This is a genomic window from Aeromonas sp. 600527 (genome assembly GCF_049175415.1).
Taxonomy (GTDB): domain Bacteria; phylum Pseudomonadota; class Gammaproteobacteria; order Enterobacterales; family Aeromonadaceae; genus Aeromonas; species Aeromonas veronii_A.
In genome coordinates this window covers 88,458-108,723 of sequence record NZ_JAAKVA010000016.1, presented here as the reverse complement: position 1 = coordinate 108,723, position 20,266 = coordinate 88,458, and the positions used below count along the sequence as shown (strand labels likewise).

General features: G+C 61.7%; 13 protein-coding genes. 10 read left to right on the top strand and 3 right to left on the bottom strand.

The genetic code is table 11. The features are described 5' to 3' along the window. Nucleotides 1–198 precede the first annotated feature (198 nt). A complete protein-coding gene (locus tag G5154_RS17460; protein WP_337072975.1) occupies nucleotides 199–708 on the top strand; it encodes a VC2046/SO_2500 family protein in 510 nt (169 codons plus the stop codon). A 111-nt stretch (nucleotides 709–819) separates the two neighbouring features. On the opposite strand, the gene hpf is transcribed toward G5154_RS17460, so the two are convergent. After that, a complete protein-coding gene (gene hpf, locus G5154_RS17455; RefSeq protein WP_005344457.1) occupies nucleotides 820–1,158 on the bottom strand; it encodes a ribosome hibernation-promoting factor, HPF/YfiA family in 339 nt (112 codons plus the stop codon). A gap of 368 nt (nucleotides 1,159–1,526) precedes the next feature. Between hpf and G5154_RS17450 the strand changes: the two genes are divergently transcribed. The 3 genes from G5154_RS17450 (at nucleotide 1,527) to G5154_RS17440 (ending at nucleotide 7,208) form a co-directional block, all read left to right on the top strand. Continuing rightward, the gene (locus G5154_RS17450; RefSeq protein ID WP_421251242.1) at nucleotides 1,527–4,031 is read left to right on the top strand and encodes a putative bifunctional diguanylate cyclase/phosphodiesterase; all 2,505 of its coding nucleotides are present in this window, start codon (nucleotides 1,527–1,529) and stop codon (nucleotides 4,029–4,031) included. A gap of 99 nt (nucleotides 4,032–4,130) precedes the next feature. Beyond that, entirely contained in the window at nucleotides 4,131–6,032 is a 1,902-nt protein-coding gene (locus tag G5154_RS17445) for a transglycosylase SLT domain-containing protein (RefSeq protein WP_421251241.1), read from the top strand. Between the two features lie 177 nt (nucleotides 6,033–6,209). Continuing rightward, entirely contained in the window at nucleotides 6,210–7,208 is a 999-nt protein-coding gene (locus tag G5154_RS17440; protein WP_216979094.1) for a LacI family DNA-binding transcriptional regulator, read from the top strand. 77 nt (nucleotides 7,209–7,285) lie between these two features. On the opposite strand, the gene G5154_RS17435 is transcribed toward G5154_RS17440, so the two are convergent. After that, on the bottom strand, nucleotides 7,286–8,350 hold the full coding sequence (locus G5154_RS17435; protein WP_216979093.1) for a 3-deoxy-7-phosphoheptulonate synthase: 1,065 nt from the start codon (nucleotides 8,348–8,350) through the stop codon (nucleotides 7,286–7,288). A 126-nt stretch (nucleotides 8,351–8,476) separates the two neighbouring features. Continuing rightward, nucleotides 8,477–10,429, bottom strand: a complete 1,953-nt coding sequence (locus G5154_RS17430; RefSeq protein WP_227340861.1) for a TonB-dependent receptor domain-containing protein — start codon at nucleotides 10,427–10,429, stop codon at nucleotides 8,477–8,479. A 266-nt stretch (nucleotides 10,430–10,695) separates the two neighbouring features. Between G5154_RS17430 and G5154_RS17425 the strand changes: the two genes are divergently transcribed. From G5154_RS17425 to G5154_RS17400, 6 genes are all read left to right on the top strand, one after another. After that, entirely contained in the window at nucleotides 10,696–11,844 is a 1,149-nt protein-coding gene (locus tag G5154_RS17425; protein WP_421251239.1) for an isochorismate synthase, read from the top strand. Beyond that, on the top strand, nucleotides 11,841–13,487 hold the full coding sequence (locus G5154_RS17420; RefSeq protein ID WP_421251238.1) for a (2,3-dihydroxybenzoyl)adenylate synthase: 1,647 nt from the start codon (nucleotides 11,841–11,843) through the stop codon (nucleotides 13,485–13,487). Before G5154_RS17425 ends, G5154_RS17420 begins: the two co-directional genes overlap by 4 nt. Beyond that, on the top strand, nucleotides 13,484–14,416 hold the full coding sequence (locus G5154_RS17415) for an isochorismatase family protein (protein WP_421251237.1): 933 nt from the start codon (nucleotides 13,484–13,486) through the stop codon (nucleotides 14,414–14,416). Before G5154_RS17420 ends, G5154_RS17415 begins: the two co-directional genes overlap by 4 nt. Continuing rightward, nucleotides 14,413–15,180 carry a 2,3-dihydro-2,3-dihydroxybenzoate dehydrogenase gene (dhbA, locus tag G5154_RS17410; protein WP_421251236.1) on the top strand — a complete coding sequence of 256 codons (768 nt, stop codon included), beginning with the start codon at nucleotides 14,413–14,415 and terminating at the stop codon, nucleotides 15,178–15,180. The genes G5154_RS17415 and dhbA overlap by 4 nt, the downstream gene beginning before the upstream one ends. Before the next feature lie 125 nt (nucleotides 15,181–15,305). Then, nucleotides 15,306–19,295: an amino acid adenylation domain-containing protein gene (locus G5154_RS17405; protein ID WP_421263953.1), complete on the top strand. Its 3,990-nt coding sequence runs from the start codon at nucleotides 15,306–15,308 to the stop codon at nucleotides 19,293–19,295. Then, nucleotides 19,292–20,161, top strand: a complete 870-nt coding sequence (locus G5154_RS17400) for a hypothetical protein (protein ID WP_421251234.1) — start codon at nucleotides 19,292–19,294, stop codon at nucleotides 20,159–20,161. The genes G5154_RS17405 and G5154_RS17400 overlap by 4 nt, the downstream gene beginning before the upstream one ends. Nucleotides 20,162–20,266 lie beyond the last annotated feature (105 nt).

The window sequence follows — 20,266 nt, the reverse complement described above, 5'->3', positions numbered from 1 at the left end:
GAAGGATTCGAACCTTCGAAGGCAGAGCCGTCAGATTTACAGTCTGATCCCTTTGGCCGCTCGGGAACCCCTCCACAAGTGCGAGGCGCATACTAACAGATCTTCTGATTTTGGAAACCCCCAAGCAGGATTTTTCCATTAAAAGAATTGGATTTGTGGCCGATAACCAATGAAATCGCCATTTTCTAGAGTTATCTCATGCTGCCCAGTTCAATCCGTAATCACCTGCTCGTTGATGAGGGCCAGTTGGGGCAGCGCCTCAACCATGACCTGCAGCATGGTGATCGGGCGGATTTCCGGTTGCATCTGGCCTTGCTGACTGATGCGGTGGAGGAGCAGCCCTGGTTTGATGCCAAACCGGCGGCCACACCCCAGAGTCGTGACTGGCGTCTGCACTTTGAGCTGAGACCGGCAGAGGTGCTGGTGGCTGAAGGGGCGGGGAGTGACTGCAGTGCCATCAATGAGCGGTTGCAGCAAGGGGGGAGTATGGTGGATGTACGACTCTGGTTGGCGCTGCAAACACCGCCGCTGGCGGTCAAACAGCCGCTGCTGGATGATGCTGTCTACGACAACCTGTCGCCGCTGGCGCGGGAGCGGTTACAAGGAAAGCTGGCCGATATGCCACGCCAGGAGGATCCGCTGGTATTGTTGCCGCTCCTCGATCGTTTGCAAGAGGGGGTGGATGCCCGGTTGCACTGGCTCAGTTGATGGCGCCTATTCACTGGCGTAGTGCTGTGCTTGTCGGTAAATCACAGGCAACAAAAAGGCGGGTGACCCCGCCTTTATGCTCTTTAGAATTTTTAGCCTTGCGGCATGCTATCAAGCGTCAGCTTCATCCGGTTGTGGCTGCTCTTTGAGCGCTGCGTTGGCACGACGGGCAATCGGCTTCTCGGTGTGACGATTAAGTTGGCGCTCCAGTTTTTGCCCCAGTTCGTTGATGGCGGCGTAGAGATCCTCATGTTCTGCCTGGGCAAACAGTTTGCCGTTGGGGATGCCAGCACTGGCTTCGACAATGAACATCAGACGCTCTTTGGAAACAATCACATGGGGTGTGATGAGAGGCACCTGAAGACGTTCGAGCTTTTCAAAACGGGATTCGATGCGCTCGCGGATAGCCGGGGTGATGTCGATGATTTTGCTGGTAATTTCGATTTTCATATTGGCCCCCTTCGGGTCGTCTTGCTTGTGTCTTCACCTTCAGATTACTCATTGGCAAAGATTGAAATGTGATCTGTGTCACATAAACTTCCCTTGGCTATTCAGCAACTTATAAATTGTGATCTTTTCCGGTTTCGTGCCAAAAACAGCTTGAGCTCCATGAAACTGGCAGGCAGTATGACGGGAATAGGATCGTTTCTGTCCCTTCTTGGCAGCACTTCGTGTCGACCTCATGTCCGGTTTTCACTGCTTGATATCGCATGTTTGTACTCTTCCCTCGCAACCCCTGATCTGATGAGCGGATGCAGGGGGCGTTGCTATGCCTGATTGGACATCAAACGTGGTTGGTTGTTGTGTTGGAGTGGTAAATGAAGCAGCAAGCCACGCAAGTCATGTGGTTTTTCGATCGGCAACATGATCAGTGGAGTCTCTCTGATCAGGGGGCCTACCAGCAGTGGCAAGGGGAGGGCAATCATCCCTGGGCCGCTCGCCTGTTACCGGAAGATGAGGAAGGCTTTGCCGATTTTCTTGTCCGGCTTCATGAATCACATCTGCCTGAACAGTTCATCGGTCATCTGAAGGATGATCGGGGGCAGCTCAACCATGTGCTCTGGAGCGGGCAGTTTGTGCCCACCCAGCAGATCTGCTGTGGCTGGCTGGCCCCTCTTGATACCGCCAACAGTGCGGTCTCCTCTCTCAACCTCTCTTTGCCGTTGCTGCAAACCACCCTGCTAACCCAGTTGGCGCAGGCGCTCTCTGCCCGCACCGGGCTCGATTTCTTCAATACCCTGGTCAGTCAGCTGGCCCATATCCTCAAGGTGGATGCGGTCTGGGTGGGGGAGTTGTGCGGTGCCGACCGGGTCAAAGTGCTGGCTGCCGACGGGCTGACGCTTAAAGACTACCCGCTGGCGGGCTCCCCCTGTCAGGAGCTCTACAAGCAAGGGGCCATCTGTTTCGAGGTGATTGACGAGTCGCAGGAGTATCAACCCTGGCTGGCGGCCGGGCAGACTTATTATGGTCAGCCGCTATTTGATGCTAGAAGCCAACTTCTGGGCCATCTGGCGCTGCTCTATTCGGCCCCGGCAGATACCAGCAACCTCACCTCGGTGCTCAATACCTTCTCGGTACGGATGGTAGCCGAGCTGGAGCGACTGCAATCCGATGCCCAGATGCGCCTCTCTGCCGTTGCATTCGAGACCCACGAAGGGATCATCATCACGGATCCGGGGTTCAAGATCCTGCGGGTCAACAACGCCTTCAGCCAGATCACCGGTTTTGACAGCCACTCCGTACTGGGTCTGCAGCTGGAAGAGGATCTCTGGCCCAATCTTGGAGGGCTGGGCTACGAGCTCAACCCTCTCAACCGCTGGCAGGGAGAAACTCTGCGTCGTCATGCCGATGGTCACACCTACCCCCAGTGGGAGATAGTGACGCCGGTGCAGGATGAAAAAGGGGTGATCAGCCACTTTGTCATCTGCTTCGAGGATATCTCCGAGCGCAAGGCGGCCGAGCGACGCATTCAGGATCTCGCTTATTACGACGAGCTGACCGGGTTGCCCAATCGTCGTCAATTGCATGAAACCCTGGTACAGACGTTCAATGAGGCGATCCGAAACGGCCTGATTGGCGCGCTGCTCTTTATCGATCTCGATCACTTCAAGACCATCAACGACTCCCTTGGCCACGCCACCGGTGACTGGCTGCTCAAAGAGGTCGCCGCCCGTCTCAAACGGCTGGTGCGGCAAGGGGATTGCCTGGCGCGTCTCGGCGGTGACGAGTTTGTACTGCTGCTGCCATCGCTCTCTGCCAGCCCGCCCCAGGCAGAGATGCAGGCCGATATCATTGCCGAGCGTCTCATCACCGAGATTGCCGCTCCTTATACCTATGCAGGTCAGGTGCTGCACATCGGCGCCAGCGTCGGTATCACCCTGTTTCCGGATCGGGAGCAGGGGGTCGATGATCTGCTCAAGCAGGCAGATACTGCCATGTATCAGGCCAAGTCCGCTGGTCGCAAGACCCGTCGCTTCTTCGATGCCTCGATGCAGCAACAGGCGGATCGCCGTCTGCTTATTCACAACGAATTGCGCAACGCCCTCAGTCAGCAGGAGCTGACCCTTTACTATCAGCCGCAGCACATGGTGGACGGCGGTGACATCATTGGTGTCGAGGCGCTGATCCGCTGGCAACCTGCCGGTCGCTCGCTGGTCTCGCCAGCCGAGTTTATTCCCATCGCCGAGGAGACGGACCTGATTGTCGACATCGGCAACTGGGTGCTTTATGAGGCCTGCGCCCAGTATGTGCTGTGGGAAGAGAATGGTATCCACATTCCGCAGATCTCGGTCAACGTGAGCGCCAAGCAGTTCCACGCCACCGATTTTGTCGAGCGGATCCATGATGTGCTGGCGCAAACCGGCATGGATCCGGCCTGCCTCAATCTGGAGATCACCGAATCCGTGGTACTGGGTCATGCCGAGGACACCATCAGCAAGATGACCGAGCTCAAGGGACTCGGCATCAGCTTTGCCATCGACGATTTTGGTGCCGGCTACTCCTCCCTGAGCTACCTCAAGCGGCTGCCTGCCGATGAGCTCAAGATCGACCGCTCCTTCATTCAGGACATCCCGAAAGATGGTGACAACATGGCCATCGTTGAGGCGGTGATCGCCATGGCGCGACATATGGGGTTCAACGTCACGGCGGAAGGGGTGGAGTCCCGTCAGCAACTGGAGTTTCTCAAGGCGCAGGGGTGCAGCTTCTATCAGGGCTATCTCGCCTCCAAACCGCTGCCGGTGCCCTATCTGGAGAAATATGTACAGCGTCTGACCAGACCGGAACAGCTACGCGAAATGCAGATGAGCGATGCAGAAAAATAGTCCCTTCTCCCCGCTGTAGCACTGCCCGGCAACGGGTAGAATGAGTGGCAGTAGACCCGCCGCCATCAGGCGGTGTATTGCCCTCAATGGAGATGCTCAGTGAAAGCTGTATGGGGAATTGTTTTGTCGGCGCTGTTCGTGCCGACGCTGATGGCACAGACTGCCGACCAGACGCTCTACCGTCAGGCGTATGATGCCGTACGGGCCAATGATCAGGCCCGTTTCCAGCAAATTCGTGCCCGTTTGACCCACTACCCCCTGCTCCCTTACCTCGATTACTATCAGCTCGCCTTTCGTCCGGGGGCGGCCGATTACAACGATGTGACCCGCTTTATCCGCCAGCATGGGGATACCCCCCAGTCCAACCGGCTGGAGCGCAGTTATCTGACCTATCTGGCCCAGAGCCAGCAGTGGTCGCAGTTCCTGCGCTTCTATCCGGCCAAGCCGAGCTCCACCGACCTGCTCTGCATGCACTATCAGGCGCTCTATTATACCGGCAAGCCGAAAGAGGCGTTGCAGGGGGCGGGCAAGATCTGGATGAGCGGTCAATCGCGCCCCGATGCCTGCTCCCCGCTGTTCCAGCTGTGGCAGGCATCCGGTCAGCGTACCCAGGAGAAGATCTGGCAGCGGATGACGCTGGCGTTCGAGGCGGAAAACCCCAACCTGATCCGCCACCTTGGCGCGACCCTGGGTAGCGGCTTGCAAAGCTATGGCGATCAGATGGTGACCCTGTTCGAACAGCCCGCAAAGGCGATGAACCCGGCCTATTTCAGCAATAACCCCTATTCTCGCAAGCTGCTCTCCCTCGGTTTGACTCGCTACGCCAATCATGAGCCGGAGTCGGTGCTGCGCCAGCTTGCGCTGTTTCGCAGCCGTTTCGGCCTGACCCAGGCCGAGGTGAAACCGGTAGAGCGTGCCATTGCCCGCCGCCTGCTGCTGGATCGCTCCATTGCCCAGCGCAGCTGGGTCGACAGCACGGTGAAAAAGCTGGCGGATCCCGACATTACCGAGCTGCGGGCGCGACTGGCCATCTGGGAGCAGGATTGGCGTGGCCTCTCCGGCTGGGTGAAGATGATGCCGATGGCCCGTCAGAAAGAGGATCGCTGGCGCTACTGGATGGCGCGCTCCCTTGAGGTGCAGGGGCAGCAAAAACCGGCGCGGGATCTCTATCTGGAGACTGCCAACCTGCGTGGTTTCTACGGTTTCATGGCGGCCCAGCGCACCGGTGTGCCCTATCGCATCAAGAACCAGAGCGTCAAGCATGTACCGGACTGGCGGACGGCCAGCCAGCGCTGGCCCTTCCTGTTGCGGGTGCGCGAGCTATTGTCGATGAACGAGATTGCGGCGGCCCGTTCGGAGTGGATCCACAACATGGATCGCAATCCGGTGGTCCAGCGCATCGAGTTTGGTCATATCGCCCTCAATCAGGGATGGCATGAGCTGGCCATTCTCGCCAGCATTCGCGCCGAAGCGTGGGATGCTCTCGACCTGCGCTTCCCGCTGCCGCTCAAACGCACCTTCTCCCAGATGGCGCAAGAGCGCACCATGAACACCAGTTTGCTCTATGCCATCTCCCGTCAGGAGAGTGCCCTCTATCCGCTGGCCCAGTCGCCGGTGGGGGCGCGCGGTCTGATGCAGCTGATGCCCGCTACTGCCAAAGAGACCGCCGGCAAGCTGGGGGTGCCCTATCGCAACGAGCAGCAACTGTTTGATCCGACCATGAATATTCGTCTGGGGAGCGCCTATCTCAAGCGCTTGCTGGATCTCTATGACGGCAACCGGATCCTGGCGGCGGCCGCCTACAATGCTGGGCCGGGACGGGTAAAACGCTGGCGAGAGCAGAGTGACAACAAACCGATGGACGTGTGGGTCGAGAGCATCCCCTACAAGGAGACCCGTAACTACGTGCAAAACGTGTTGTCGTTCGATCTCATCTATCAGCACAAGTTGCAGCAGCCGCTGCGCTTTATGTCAGAGCGGGAGCTCAATCACGCCTATTGAGTCGGGGGCCGCCAGCCGGCCCCTGTTTTCAAATTGCCCTGCCGACGGGTATCATCGGGTAAGGTTTTGTTACCAAAGGAAACATGCCCGGTGACCTGGCTCCGGGAATTGCATCAGGCCGCAGGGTATACTCAGGCGTCGGCACCGACAGGTTCCCCCACAATAAAGGAATGGATAGTGGCAACGATTAAAGACGTTTCTCAGCTGGCAAATGTGTCTATCTCCACCGTGTCGCGGGTTATCAACAACACGGCACAGGTAGCACCGGAAAAGCGTGAGGCCGTACTGGCGGCCATGAAGGAACTGAATTTTCGACCCAACAGTTTTGCCCAGGCTCTGGTCAGCAAGCGTTCCAACTGCATTGGCGTGCTGGTTGGTGACCTCTGCGGCGGCCCCTTCTTTGCCCAGATGATGCGTGGCATCGAAACCATGGTCGATCAGGCCAACAAGTTCACCATCGTCATGTCTGGCAACCATGATATCGCCCGCGAGCGTCACGCCATTCAGGCGCTGCTGCAGCGCCAGTGCGATGCGCTGATCCTCCACAGCAAGGCGCTCCCGGACAAGGAGCTGAGTGAGCTGGCGGCTGGCTCTACCCCCATCGTTTTCATCAACCGTCAGGTGCCGGGCTTTGAGGATCGCTGCGTCTGGCTCGACAACAAGGCGGGGATCACCACTGCGTGCCAGCATTTACTGGATGCCGGTCATCGCAACATCGCCTTTATCACCTCCGATGATGAAGAGTTTGTCGATGGTCAGCAGCGGATGGCCGGTTACACCCAGACCCTGGCCAGAGCCGGGATCGCCTTTGATCCCGCTCTCGTCAGCCGCGCCTTTGCCGACGAAAATGGCGGCTATGTGGCGATGAGTGAACTGCTGGCCCGTGGTGTCGAGTTCACTGCCGTGCTCGGTTTCAACGACGGTATGGTGGCGGGGGCGATCTCTTGTCTGCTGGAGCGGGGTTACAAGATCCCGCAGCAGGTGTCGGTGGTGGGGTTCGACGATATCCCCTACGCCCGCTACATCTATCCCAAGCTCACCACGGTGCGCTACCCCATCGAGGAGATGGGCAGCCGCGCTGCCGAGCTGGCGCTGCGTCTGCTCGATCACAAGCCGGTGGACGGCCTGGCGCTCAAATTTGAAGCCCAGCTGGTTGAGCGTGAGTCAGTCGCCTGACGAGTGTCAGATAGTGAACAACAAGGTGGCCCCATCGGGGCCACACTCTTTTCTGCGTTATATGAATAATCCGCTATTTATCCCGCCAGGGCGATCCGCTGCTGGCGGCGCACCTCTACCCCTTCTGCCACCATATCGAGCAGCTGCCTTGTCTGTTCCCAGCCGATGCAGCTATCGGTGATCGACTGGCCGTAGCGCAGCGGTTTGCTGCCAATCTCCTGATGCCCTTCGCAGATAAAACTTTCCACCATGATGGCGGCGATGGCATGGCTACCTGCCCCCAGCTGGTCGGCAATGTCACGGGCAACCAGCAGCTGGCGGGCATGCTGCTTCTGGCTGTTGCCGTGGCTGCAATCGATCATCAGCCGGGGTGACAGATGATGTTGGCGCAGCAAGTCGCCAGCCTCTGTAACATGATTGCTCTGATAGTTGGGTTGGCGGCCACCGCGCAGGATCAGGTGGCAGTCGGGGTTGCCATGGCTGCGCACCAGTGCCAGCTGGCCATCACCGGAAGGCTGGGTATAGAGGTGGGCCGCTCGGCTGGCGAGGATCGCCTCTACCGCGATCCGGATATTGCCGTCGGTACCGTTTTTAAAACCGATGGGGCAGGGAAGGGCCGAGGCCAGCTGACGGTGGAGCTGGGATTCAGTGGTGCGGGCACCGATGGCACCCCAGCTGATGAGATCCCCCAGATAGAGCATGCTGGTGAGATCGAGAAATTCGGTGGCACAGGCGAGCCCTTCCTGTCCAAGGGCCAGAAGTAACTCCCGGGCCAGCGATAGGCCCTTTTCCAGCCGATCGCTGCCATCGAGGTCGGGATCGAAGATAAATCCTTTCCAGCCGAGCGTCGTGCGCGGCTTTTCGAAATAGGTACGCATCACCAGTTGCAGCTGCTCCCCGTATTGGCCCTGTAGTTCAGCGAGCCGGCCACCATAGTCGCGGGCGGCTGCCGGATCGTGAATGGAGCAGGGGCCGATCACCAGCAGCAGGCGATCATCCTCTCCCTGCAGAATATGGCGGGCTTGCTGGCGGCTGCGTGCGATCTGGCGAGCGAGCCGTGCCGGACAGGGTCTGGCCTTTAACATCTCGTCAGGGGTGGGCAGGGTGGCAAGGGGTGAAGCATTCAGAAGTGAGGTGAACATGAGCGATCCTGATGACAAATGGAAATCTGCATGCTCTTTGCTGTCCAGTGGGGATCTTCCCCTTATTCTCTTGGTTAACAGAGCGCGGGCATGGGCCCGCGCTCTGTTATATCGACCTTGGCTACCTTAGAAGCGGGCTGAGCCGCTGACGTAGTAGCTGCGACCCGGTTCGACGTTCTGGAAGACGGTGTCTTTCTCTTGCAGGCGCACGTCGGTCAGGTTGTTGATCCCCAGTCGCAGGTCAAAGTTCTCGGTGACCTTGAAGCCGGTGCCGAGATCGAAGGTCTGATAGCTGGGCAGCTTGTGCAGTACGACAACCTTGTTGACGGTCTGCTCGGCAAACTGGGTGCCGGTGTAGGTGGTGCCGACAAAGGCATTTACCCGCTCGGTGGCCTGCCAGGTGATCTTGGCATTGGCCTTGTGCTCCGGCCGCTCGGGCAGTGCCTGACCCTGATCGCCTTCAGCCTTGAGGTAGGTGTAGTTGGCGCCAAGGTTGATATCGTCGGTCAGATCGAGTTTGCCGGTCAGCTCCAGCCCCTTGGAGGTGGCTTTCTCCAGGTTGTACCAGGTGCGGTCAGTGGAGTTCGGCAACTGCTTGAAGGTGAGCATGTCGTCGATGTCGGAGTAGAAGAGGGTGGCGCTGGTTTCCCAGATCCCTTGCCCTGCGATGACTCCCAGCTCGTAGTTGGTGCTGGTTTCCGGCTTGACCTTGTCGCTGCCATAGATGCGGCAGCTGCCGCCGCAGCTCTCGATGCTGTAACCGTTGGAGTACTGGTGTGGTGCCGGTGCCTTGAAGGCCTGGCTGACACCGCCTTTCACTGTCACCACATCGTTCATCTCATAGACCAGATAGCCGCGTGGGGTGAAGTGGCTGCCGTAGATCTCGTGGTGATCGTAACGGCCGCCCAGTGTGAAGGTCAGGCTGTCGGTCAGGCCAATTTCGTCCTGAGCGAACAGCGCCTCCTGGGAGTGACTTTCTTTGCCGCCGATATCCTTGTAGCTCACCGCATCCACCAGCTCCCGATCCAGATATTCACCACCCAGGGTCAGGTAGTGGTTGGCCAGCGCCAGGTTGGTATAGCCCTTGAGGGTCAAGGTGTTCTCTTCCAGCTCCCGTTGCTGCGGGGCAGAGTAGCTGGTGTTGAAGTCGTCGATCTGGGAGGTCTCGTAGTTGGCCATGACGGTGGTGTCACCCCAGCTCCAGTTCCCCTTGTGGGTCAGACCAAACAGGTTGCGATCGTTCTGCTGCTGGCGGCTGTGCACCTTGTTGCCGGTTTTGCGGAAGATATCGAGAGGCCGCTCATCCTGGTTGTAGAGGTAATCCAGCTCGAAGCGCTGCTGCTCATCCACCAGCCAGCTGAGGGTGGAGGCGAAGTTACGGGTCTGTTTGGCTTCGATAAGGGGGATGCCATCGGCTGCTTCGGGCGGAGTCCAGGCCTGACGGTCGTACACTTCGCCATTCATCCGGATCAGCAGGTTATCGCTCAGCGGGCCGGTAAAGCCCAGGTTGGTTCTGTGCTGATCGCCGCCATCCTTGCCCTCGATGGCCTTGAAGTCGGCATCGGCCGCCCCTTGCCAGGTTTTGCCCGGCTGCTTGGTGATGATGTTGATGACACCACCGATGGCATCGGAGCCGTAAAGTGCCGACATGGGGCCACGGATCACCTCGACCCGCTGGATCATGCCAAGGGGGACCGGGGTGTTGTCGAAGTTGCCGCCGCGCCACAGGGCATTGGAGGAGGAGAGGCGTTTGCCATCCACCAGCACTAGCGTGTACTTGCCGGACATGCCGCGAATACCGATATCGCTGCGGCCATTGGTGTCGGTCTCGGCCTGAATGCCTACTTCGTGGCGCAGCAGGTCGGCAAGGTCATTAACTGGCGCGGCGGCGATCTGTTCGGCGGTGATGACAGAGATAGAGGCCGGTGCCGAGCGGGTATTGTGCGCCGTGGTGGTGACGGTGATCACTTCATCGGCTTGAGGGGCGTTGCTGGCGGCGATCGCTTGCTGGGTCAGCAGGGTGACAATGGTGGTGGCCAGCAGGCTGGGAGCAATAAAACGGGAGGTTGAGGATTTCATTATTTACATCTTCCATAATACACAAATGATAAGCGTTATCATTATCAAATTGAATTTGCTCCGATCGCAACTCTTTTTTATCGGCGAAGTTCAGTTTCGTTCGTCACCCGCTTTTGACTAAAAAGAAGTTAATGTAATTGATTCTCATTTGTATTGATCGTTTTTTCGCTCCTTGTTAGGATGCCGTTCACCCTGACATTTGGTGATTCAAATGACTCACCTTAAGTCGTGTCAGGCAGTGATTCATTCCAAGGAGTAGCACCGTCATGTGTGACCATGCACTGGAAGGAGAGTGGCCCGCAGCAACTGCCGGGCTGGATAAAGTGTGCTGTTTTGCCAGCGGTGACAGGGTGCTGGTCGCTTCCGGTATCCACGATAGTTTTACCGGCATCCCACCGGAGAAGCTGCTCGCCCATCTGCGTCAGTTGCGCCAGCAGGGGATGGCCAATCCCATCGCCATCGGCGCCATCCCGTTTGATACCCAATCCCCCTGGCATCTGGTGATCCCGGCGCAATCACAGTGGGTCAAACGGGATGCGTTGTTACCCGCCCGCTGTTGCCAGCTCCATGGCGAGGTGAGCGAAGTGACCGGCTCTGCCCACTATCAGGGGGCGGTACGGGCAGCGTTGCAGCAGTTCAGCGAGGGGCAACTCGAGAAGGTGGTACTGTCGCGCGCCATTGATGTGAAGAGCGCAGAGCAGACCTCCCCCGCACACGCCTATGGCTCTCTGTTGGCCCAGAATCCGGGCGCCTATGTGTTCCAGATCCCGCTGCCGGAGGGGGAGACCCTGCTTGGCGCCAGCCCCGAGCTGCTGATATCGCGCAGCGAGATGGCGGTGGTGAGCAATCCGCTGGCGGGTTCCCGTCCGCGCCACGCTTTTCCTGATCAACCGGCGGCCAGTGCCGAACTGCTGGGTGCCCAGAAGGATCGCTATGAACATGCGCTGGTGGCCGATGCGGTCGCTGAGGCCCTCGCTCCCTTCTGCCGCGAGCTGGACGTCCCCATTGAGCCGCAGGTGATCGCCACTCCTACCATGTGGCACCTCTCGACCCGCATTGCTGGGCGGCTCCATGAACCCTCTCCCGTGCTGGCTCTGGCGCTGGCGCTGCACCCGACACCGGCGGTATGCGGCACGCCGCTCTCGGCAGCGCGTCAGGCCATCGCCCGGCTTGAGGGGTACGATCGCCGTTTCTACTGTGGCGCTGTCGGCTGGATGGATGCCGATGGCAATGGCGAGTGGGTGGTCACCATTCGCTGTGGCGTGCTGGCCGGCAAGCAGCTGCGGCTCTATGCCGGCGCCGGGGTAGTGGTGGGCTCTTCGCCGGAAGCGGAGTGGCAGGAGACCGCCGCCAAGCTCGGCACCATGTTGCGTGCCTTCGGCCTCGAAAGCCGGGAGCCGGAGGTAACTGCATGAAGCCGCTGGTACCCTTTACCCCCTGGCCCGCCGAGCTGGCTGCCCACTACCGGGCACAAGGTTGGTGGCGCGGACAACCGCTCACCGCCCTGCTCGATGACTCCGCCGCACGTTATCCCGAGCGCACGGCCCTGATCTGCGGCGAGCGAACCCTCAGTTATGGCCAGTTAAAGCGTGAGGTCGATGCGCTGGCGGCGCGGCTGACTGTGCGCGGGTTGGGTCATGGCGATACCGCGCTGGTTCAGTTGCCCAACTGCGCCGAGTTCTATATCTGCTGGTTTGCCCTGATCCGCTGCGGCGTAGTGGCGGTGCATGCCCTCTACAGCCATCAGCGGCGCGAGCTGGTGGCCTTTGCCCGCCAGATTGAGCCCGCCTTGCTGGTTCTCAGCCCCTCTCACCCCGGCTTTGCCGGTGAAGCGGGAAGCCTTGTGGCCCTTGATGAGCTGGTATATCCCTCCTGTCAGACATTGCTGTTCGAGCCGGCTGAAGGCTCCGATCTTCAGTCAGGATTTGCATGGCGTCAGCCTGACCTGATAGCCCGTGCTGATGGTTCGCCGCTGACGGCTATCGCGCAAACCCCTACCCCGGCCGATCAAGTCGCTTTTTTCCAGCTCTCCGGCGGCAGCACCGGCACCCCCAAACTGATCCCCCGTACCCACGATGACTATGGCTACAGCGTGCGCCAGAGCGTAGCAGTGTGCGGCTGGGATGAGCGGGTGATCTATCTCTGTGCCCTGCCGGCGCCCCACAACTTTCCCCTGAGCTCCCCCGGGGCACTCGGAGTGTTTTATGCCGGTGGCTGTGTGGTGCTGGCAAAGGATCCTTCCGCTGCAACCTGTCTGCCGCTGGTGCAGCGCCATCAGATCAACTGGGCGGCACTGGTGCCACCGGCTCTGGCGCTCTGGCTGGAGACGGCCAGCCACTATCCGCAGACCTCTCTGGAGTGTGTGCAGGTGGGCGGCGCGCGCCTCAGCCCGGTTCACGCCGAGGCGGTAGCGAGCCGCCTTGGTTGCCGCTTGCAGCAGGTGTTCGGCATGGCCGAGGGGCTGGTTAACTACACCCGCACCGAGGATGACCAGTGGCACATCGTCAATACCCAGGGCCGCCCGATGAGCTCGGGCGACGAGGTGGAGGTGCGAGACAGCGACGGGCACCCCTTGCCTGATGGTAAGTGTGGCGAACTCTGGACGCGTGGCCCCTACACCTTTCGCGGCTATTTCAAGGCTGATGCCCACAATCAGCGGGCTTTTGATCGGGACGGTTTCTACTGCACCGGCGATCTGGTCTGCCGCTTGCCCAGCGGCCACCTGATGGTGGTGGGGCGCAACAAGGATCAGATCAACCGGGGCGGGGAGAAGATCGACGCCCTCGAGATTGAAGAGTTGCTGATTACCCATCCAGATGTGCGGCAGGCGGCGCTGGTCGCCATGCCCGATCCCATGCTCGGGGAGCGCAGTTGCGCCTTTCTGATGTGCCGCGAGCCCCTCAATCTGCCCCGCTTGCGCCGTTTCCTGCGCGAGCAGGGGGTGGCCGATTACAAACTGCCCGATCGCCTGGTGCTGGTGGAGCAACTGCCCCACACCCCGGTCGGCAAGATAGACAAACAGACGCTGCGCGAGCAGCTCGCCAAGGAGTGTGCATGACCATTCAATCCCTCGCCGCCTATCCGCTGCCCACCGCTGAGGAGCTGCCCAGCGGGCGGGTGAACTGGCCTTTCGAACCGGGCCGCGCCGCCTTGCTGGTCCACGATATGCAGCACTATTTCGTCGACTTCTACGGGCCGGACAATCCGCTGATCAATCAGGTCATCGACCATATCGCCACCCTGATCCGTCAGGCGCGTGCTCTCGGCATGCCGGTGGTCTATACCGCCCAGCCCGCCGAGCAGAGCCAGGCCGATCGGGCGCTGCTCAACGACATGTGGGGGCCGGGGCTGACCCGAGCGCCGGAGCGTCAGCCGATTGTTTCGGCGCTGGCCCCCGAGCCGCAGGATACGGTGCTGACCAAGTGGCGCTACAGTGCTTTTTGCCGCTCACCGCTAGCCGAGCTGATGGCCGAATGGGGGCGGGATCAGCTGGTGATCTGCGGCATCTACGGCCATATCGGGGTGATGCAGACGGCGGTCGATGCCTTTATGCGCGATATCCGTCCCTTCCTGGTGGCAGATGCCATCGCCGACTTCTCCCGCGAGGATCACCTGCTGGCGCTCTCCTACGTCAGCCGCAATGCAGGTCGGGTGATTACCGTGGCCGAGGTGATGGCGGCCAGCAAACGCCCTCTGACTCGCGAGTCACTACGTGCTCAGGTGTTGGCACGGCTGCCCGCCGAGATGCAGCAGGAGCAGCCTGCCGAGAATGACAACCTGCTCGACTACGGTCTCGACTCGCTGGCTGTGATGGGGCTGGTGGAAGAGTGGCGTCAGCAGGGGCTGGTGGTGGAGCTGGCCGAGCTGGCCCGCACGCCGACCCTGGCTCACTGGTGGGGGCTCCTCTCCCGTCAGCTTCATGTCAGTCAGGCCACGGCTTATCAGGTCAACGAAGAGCACGTCAGCGAACCGGAGTGCACCCCATGAGCGAGTGGCAAGGCAGAACCATCTGGGTGACCGGCGCGGCGCAGGGAATTGGCCATGCAGTGGCGCGCACCTTTGCCGAGGCGGGGGCCAGCGTGGTGGCGTTCGATCTGCAACTGGCCGAGGCGCTGCCCGGCAACGTGAAGAGGGTGGTGATCGATGTCAGCGACAGCGAGGCCGTGACCCGCTGCTGCGAACAGCTGCTCGACGAGGGGCTGGGGCCCGATGTGCTGGTCAATGTCGCTGGCGTACTGGCGACCGGCAGGATCGATGAGGTGGATGACGCCCTCTTGCAGCGCACCTTCGCCATCAACACCTTCGCCCCTTTCTACCTGATGCGGGCCCTGACCCCCTGGTTTCAGGGGCGGCGCAGGGGCGCCATCGTCAATGTCTCCTCCAATGCCGGTCGGGTGCCGCGAGTGGGGATGGGCATCTATGGCGCCTCCAAGGCGGCGCTGACCAGCCTCACTCAAACGGCAGGGCTGGAATTTGCCCCCTACGGCGTGCGCTGCAATCTGGTGTCGCCGGGCTCGACCCGAACCCCGATGCTGTACGGCATGTGGCAGGAGGGGGAGGCGGCGCAGCAGGAAGGAGAGCTGCGTACCATCGCGGGCCTGCCCGGGCAGTTCAAGCTGGGTATCCCCCTTGGCAAGCTCGGGACCCCCGACGAGGTGGCTGCCTGCGTGCTGTTTCTCGCCTCCGATGCCGCTAGCCATATCACACTGCAGGATCTGGTGGTCGATGGCGGTGCCACCCTGGGGGTTTAGCCAGCGCACTGCCGATCTGGCAGGCGTGACACTCTCTTTATGGAGGAGGCCTTGCCTCCTCGCTTTTCAGCCATGCGGGCAGGGGCAAGCCGCTGCCCGCTCGATGTTTGCGCAAGGACATTCCCATGGAACAGACAATGGCGATGCGCGCCACTCACCAGCGTGGTGAGCAGCCGCGCTGGCCGCTAACCACCGCTCAGGCGGGTATCTGGTTTGCCCAGCAAAAATACCCGCAGAGTCCCGCCTGCAATACCGGCGAATACTGGCTGCTGGAGGGGGCGCTGGCTCCCCATCACTTCACCCGCGCGGTGCGCCAGACCATCGACGAGATCCCCGGTCTGCACTGCGCCTTTGTGGCTACTGCCGATGGCCCGCAGATGGTGGCCAACCCCGCCTGCTGGCAGCTGACCGAGCGGGATCTGCGCAGCGAAGCTAACCCGCTTGCAGCCGCGCAGGCCGAGATGCGTGCACTGCTGGCAGTCCCCTTCAATCTGGCCGGGGGGCCGCTGTTTGCCACCACCCTCTATCGCCTTGGCGAGGGGCGGTGGGCCTGGTTTATTGCCGTGCACCATATCGCCATCGACGGCTTTGGCCTGAGTTTGCTCTGCCAGCGGGTGGCGAGCTGGTATGAGGCGCTCTGCATCGGCGAGCAGCTTGCTCCCTGTCGTTATGCGACCCAGCAGGAGTTGTTGGCCGAGGAGGCGGCCTATCTGGATTCGCCGCGTGCCGCGCGGGATCGCGATTTCTTCGTGCAGCAGCTGGCCGGGGTGGAGAACCCGGCGTCGCTCTCCCGCCGTCCGGCGCAAGGGCCGGGCCCCACATATCGTCTTGAACAACGGCTTGCTGGCCGCCAGTGGCAGGCATTGGTGGCGCGGGCGAGTCGTTCGGCCTGTCACCCCTACAGCCTGCTGCTGGCGGCGGTGGCCAGCTATGTGCAGCGGATGAGCGGCGCTGGCGAGGTGGTGCTCGGTATTCCGCTGATGGGGCGGCTGGGCTCAGCGGCGGCCGATACTCCCTGCATGAAGGTCAATGTGGTGCCTCTGCGCATAGAGCTGAGCGGCACCAGCCGGGTAGGAGAGTTGCTGGCACAGGTCGAGCGGCAATTTGCCGCCCTGCGCCGCCATCAGGGCTGCCGTCAGGAGTGGTTGCAACAGCGTCAGCCGGGCCAGCAGCTGTTTGGCCCTCAGGTCAATATGATGCCCTTTGCCCGTACACTCAGCTTTGGTGAAGGGCACAACCAGATTCGTGGCGAGGTGCAGGTGCTGGCGGCAGGGCCGGTGGAGGAGTGCGCCTTCTACTTTGCCGAGGAGGCAGGCGCGATGACCCTGACCCTCGAAGCACATCAGGGGTGCTTCAGCCAACAGGAGAGTGAACGTCATCTGGCCCGGCTGGTCGCCTATCTGGCGGCCTGGAGTGAGGCGGGTGACGAGGCCCTGGCGGTGCGTTTGCCGCTGTTGCTGCCCTGCGAGCAGGCTGAGCTGGCGCGCTGGAACCAAACCGACTATCCGTTGCCGACCACTACCCTGAGCGCACTGCTGGCCGAGGGGCTGGCGGCGGCGGATCAGAGCGCCATCGCGCTGGAGTGTGGCGCCGAGCGCTGGCGTGTGGCCGAGCTGCGCCAGCGTACCCGCCAGCTGGCATGCTATCTGGCGGGGAGGGGCGTGGGCCCCGGTTGTCGGGTGGCGGTAGTGATCCCGCGCTCTCCCGAGCTTATCCTCGCCCAGCAGGCCATCATGGCGGTGGGTGCCGTCTATGTGCCCGTTGATCCGGACTATCCGGCGGAGCGGATCGGCTACATTCTCGCCAGCAGCGAGCCTGCGCTGGTGCTGACCAGTCGTACGCTTCAGATGCTGCTCGATGTGGCGGCGCCACTTGTCTGCCTCGATGCCCCCGGTGTGGCAGAGCAGCTGGCGGCGGGAGAGTTGGCAATGACAGCACCTTGTGAGCTGCCAGCCCCCAAACCGGAAGATGCGGCCTATATCATCTACACCTCCGGTTCGACCGGTCGGCCCAAAGGGGTAGTGGTGAGCCATGGTGCCATCGTCAACCGGCTGCTCTGGATGCAGCACATGTATCCCATCGGCCCGGCGGATCGGGTGCTGCAAAAGACCCCGGCCGGTTTCGATGTCTCCATCTGGGAGTTCTTCTGGCCCTTTATGACAGGTGCGCGGCTTGTGCTCGCCAAACCGGGTGGCCACAAGGATCCCGCCTACCTTGCCGAGCTGATTGAGCAGGCTGGGATCACCACCTTGCACTTTGTCCCCTCCATGCTGCAGATCTTTGTCACTCAGGCCGAGCCTGCGCGTTGCCGCGCCCTGCGCCAGGTATTCTGCTCCGGCGAGGCGCTGCCCGCGGATCTGGTGCCGCGCTGGTATGGGACATTCTCAGCCCCCCTGCACAACCTCTATGGCCCGACCGAGGCGGCGGTGGATGTCACCTGGTATCCCTGCCGGGCAGACGAGGCGGTGACCAGCGTGCCCATCGGCTATCCGGTCTGGAATACCTGCATCCACATTCTCGACCCCTGGTTGCAGCCGGTGCCGCCCGGTGTAGCGGGGGAGCTCTGGATTGGCGGCGTACAGGTGGCGGATGGCTACTTTGGTCAGCCCGAGCTCACTGCCGAGCGCTTTATTGCCAATCCCTTCGGGACGGGACGGCTCTATCGCAGCGGCGATCTGGCTGCCTGGCGCGAGGATGGCGCCATCGAGTATCTGGGGCGCCTCGATTTTCAGGTGAAGATCCGTGGCCAGCGCATCGAGCTGGAGGAGATCGAGCAGGTGCTGCTGCGCCACCCCCGGGTGGTGCAGGCGGTGGTGCTGGCCCCCGAATTTGCCCCCGGCGATCGCCGTCTGGTGGCCTATGTGGTAGCCGCAGATAGCAGAGATCTGACGCTGGCCGAGCTGGCACCCGCCCTTGGCGCTTCCTTGCCTGACTACATGGTGCCGGGGCTCCTGGTAAACCTGGCCGAGCTGCCGCTTACCCCCAATGGCAAGCTGGATCGCAAGGGGTTGCCGCTGCCCGATATGGCGTTGGCGGTGGGTCAGGCGCTGCCGAAAACCCTGCTGGAGGAGCGGCTCTGTCGCCTCTTCGCCGAGATACTGGGGCTGGCGCGGGTCGGCGCCGACGATAACTTCTTTGCCCTCGGTGGTCACTCCCTGCTGGCGGCGCAGCTGGTGGTGCGCATTGAAGAGTCGACCGGACAGGCGCTCACTCTGGCCAGCCTGTTCGAAGCGCCGAGCCCTGCCCAGCTGGCGCGCCGTCTTGGCGGCGAACGGGAGGCAATGCCCATGCTGTTGCCCCTGCGGGCGCCCGGTGCGCAGTCCGGCGTATCAGGCCCCACCCTCTTTTGCGTCCATCCCGCCGGCGGGCTCGGCTGGTGTTATGCGCCGCTGGTGCCCCATCTGCCGACCGACATGGCGGTCTATGCCCTGCAGGCGCGGGCGCTCTGTCAGCCGGATGCGCCGCTGCCCGCCAGCTTCGACGAGTTGGCGCTCGATTATGTGACCGAGCTGCGTCGTCAACAGAGCGAGGGGCCCTACTGGCTGCTCGGCTGGTCGCTCGGGGGCATGCTGGTGCACCGGATGGCCGCCATGCTGCAAGAACAGGGACAAGAGGTGGCCATGGTGCTGCTGCTCGACGCCTACCCCTGCCTGCAGTGGCAGACCCAGCCGCTGCCCGACGAGCAGCGGATGCTTGATGCGCTGCTGCGAATGGGGGGGATTGCGGTTGCGGATGAGGCGCTCGACTCTCTCACTCGCGACGAGGTGGTGGCCCGGCTGGGGGCAGAGGGGAGTGCGCTGGCCATGCTCGACGAGCAGGTGGTGAGCGCCATGATTGAGCTGGTGGGCCACAACAACCGGCTCATCCGTGAGCCGGTCGACTACTGCTACCACGGGGAGGTGATCTTTATCGAGGCGTCAGCCTCTCGCCAGCCCTGGCTGGATGGGCGCGGCTGGGAGTCGCTGACAAAAGGGGAGATCCGCTATGAGCGCTTCCCCTGTCTGCATCAGGAGATGGTGCATCCCGACTGGCTGGCAAAGATCGGCGCCCTTATTTGTGAGCGGGTCGATGGGGTCGGGCAGCAACCGCACATCCGGCAGAAGGGGGACGCATGACCCCGGTTGCCGCCATCCGGGAAGCCTTGCTGGCGGGCAAGTTGGTGGGGCTGGGGGAGCCGCACTGGCACCCGGATTTTATCCGGTGCCAGCACGCCTGGCTCTGCGATCCGGCGCTCTGGGGAGTCATGACTGATCTGGTGCTGGAGTGCGGCAACCACCGTCATCAGGGCTTGCTCGATGCCTGGCTGACGGGGCAGGAGAGCTGGCAGGGGGAGCCGCTCACGCTGGCACGGCTCTATCCGGTCTGGCTCGACTCCTGCGCCTTCCCCGCCTGGATGGCCCCCGAGTTTCCGGCCCTCTTCGCCGCCCTGCGCCAGAGCAATCTGGCGCGCCCTGAACATATGCGGCTGCGGGTGCATCTCTGCGAGCCCTTATTCGAGTGGCAGGAGATGAGCCCGGAACAGTGGCAGCAGCACAACAGGGGGCGGGATCTGGCGCTGGCCGACTATCTTCTTGCACTTCCCCCGCGTGGCGTGGTGGTGCTGGCGGGGGCGCGCCATCTGCTCAAAGCCGCAGGGGATCCCCACTTTGCTCAGCCGACGCTGGGCCAGTTGCTGGAGGCAGCACGGCCGGGCTGGCTACAGGTGCTTCACCCCTGGCCAATGGTTGCTGGGAAGGGAGATGAGGAGGAGGTGCGGGTGTGCGAGCTGGCCGGGATCGCGACTGCCGACCTCTATCCTCACTGGCCGGTGCATCCGCCGCTGGAGACCCTCATCGATCGGTTGGTGCGCGTGGCTGACCGGGGACGGGAGATGCGAATTTGCCCCACCTTGCTGGCCGAGCCCTGGCGCAGCCGCTTGCTGAGTCGCGCTCACCTGCTGCCAGTTGGCATGGCCCGCCAGCTGCAACACTGGCTGGCGTAACTGCTGGTTGGTGTAACCGCTGACTTGAGTAACAGAAGGGGGGGCAAGGCTCCCCTTTTTCACATTTTGCATCCTGCATTCAGCGCTGCAAAGTTGCACCATTTA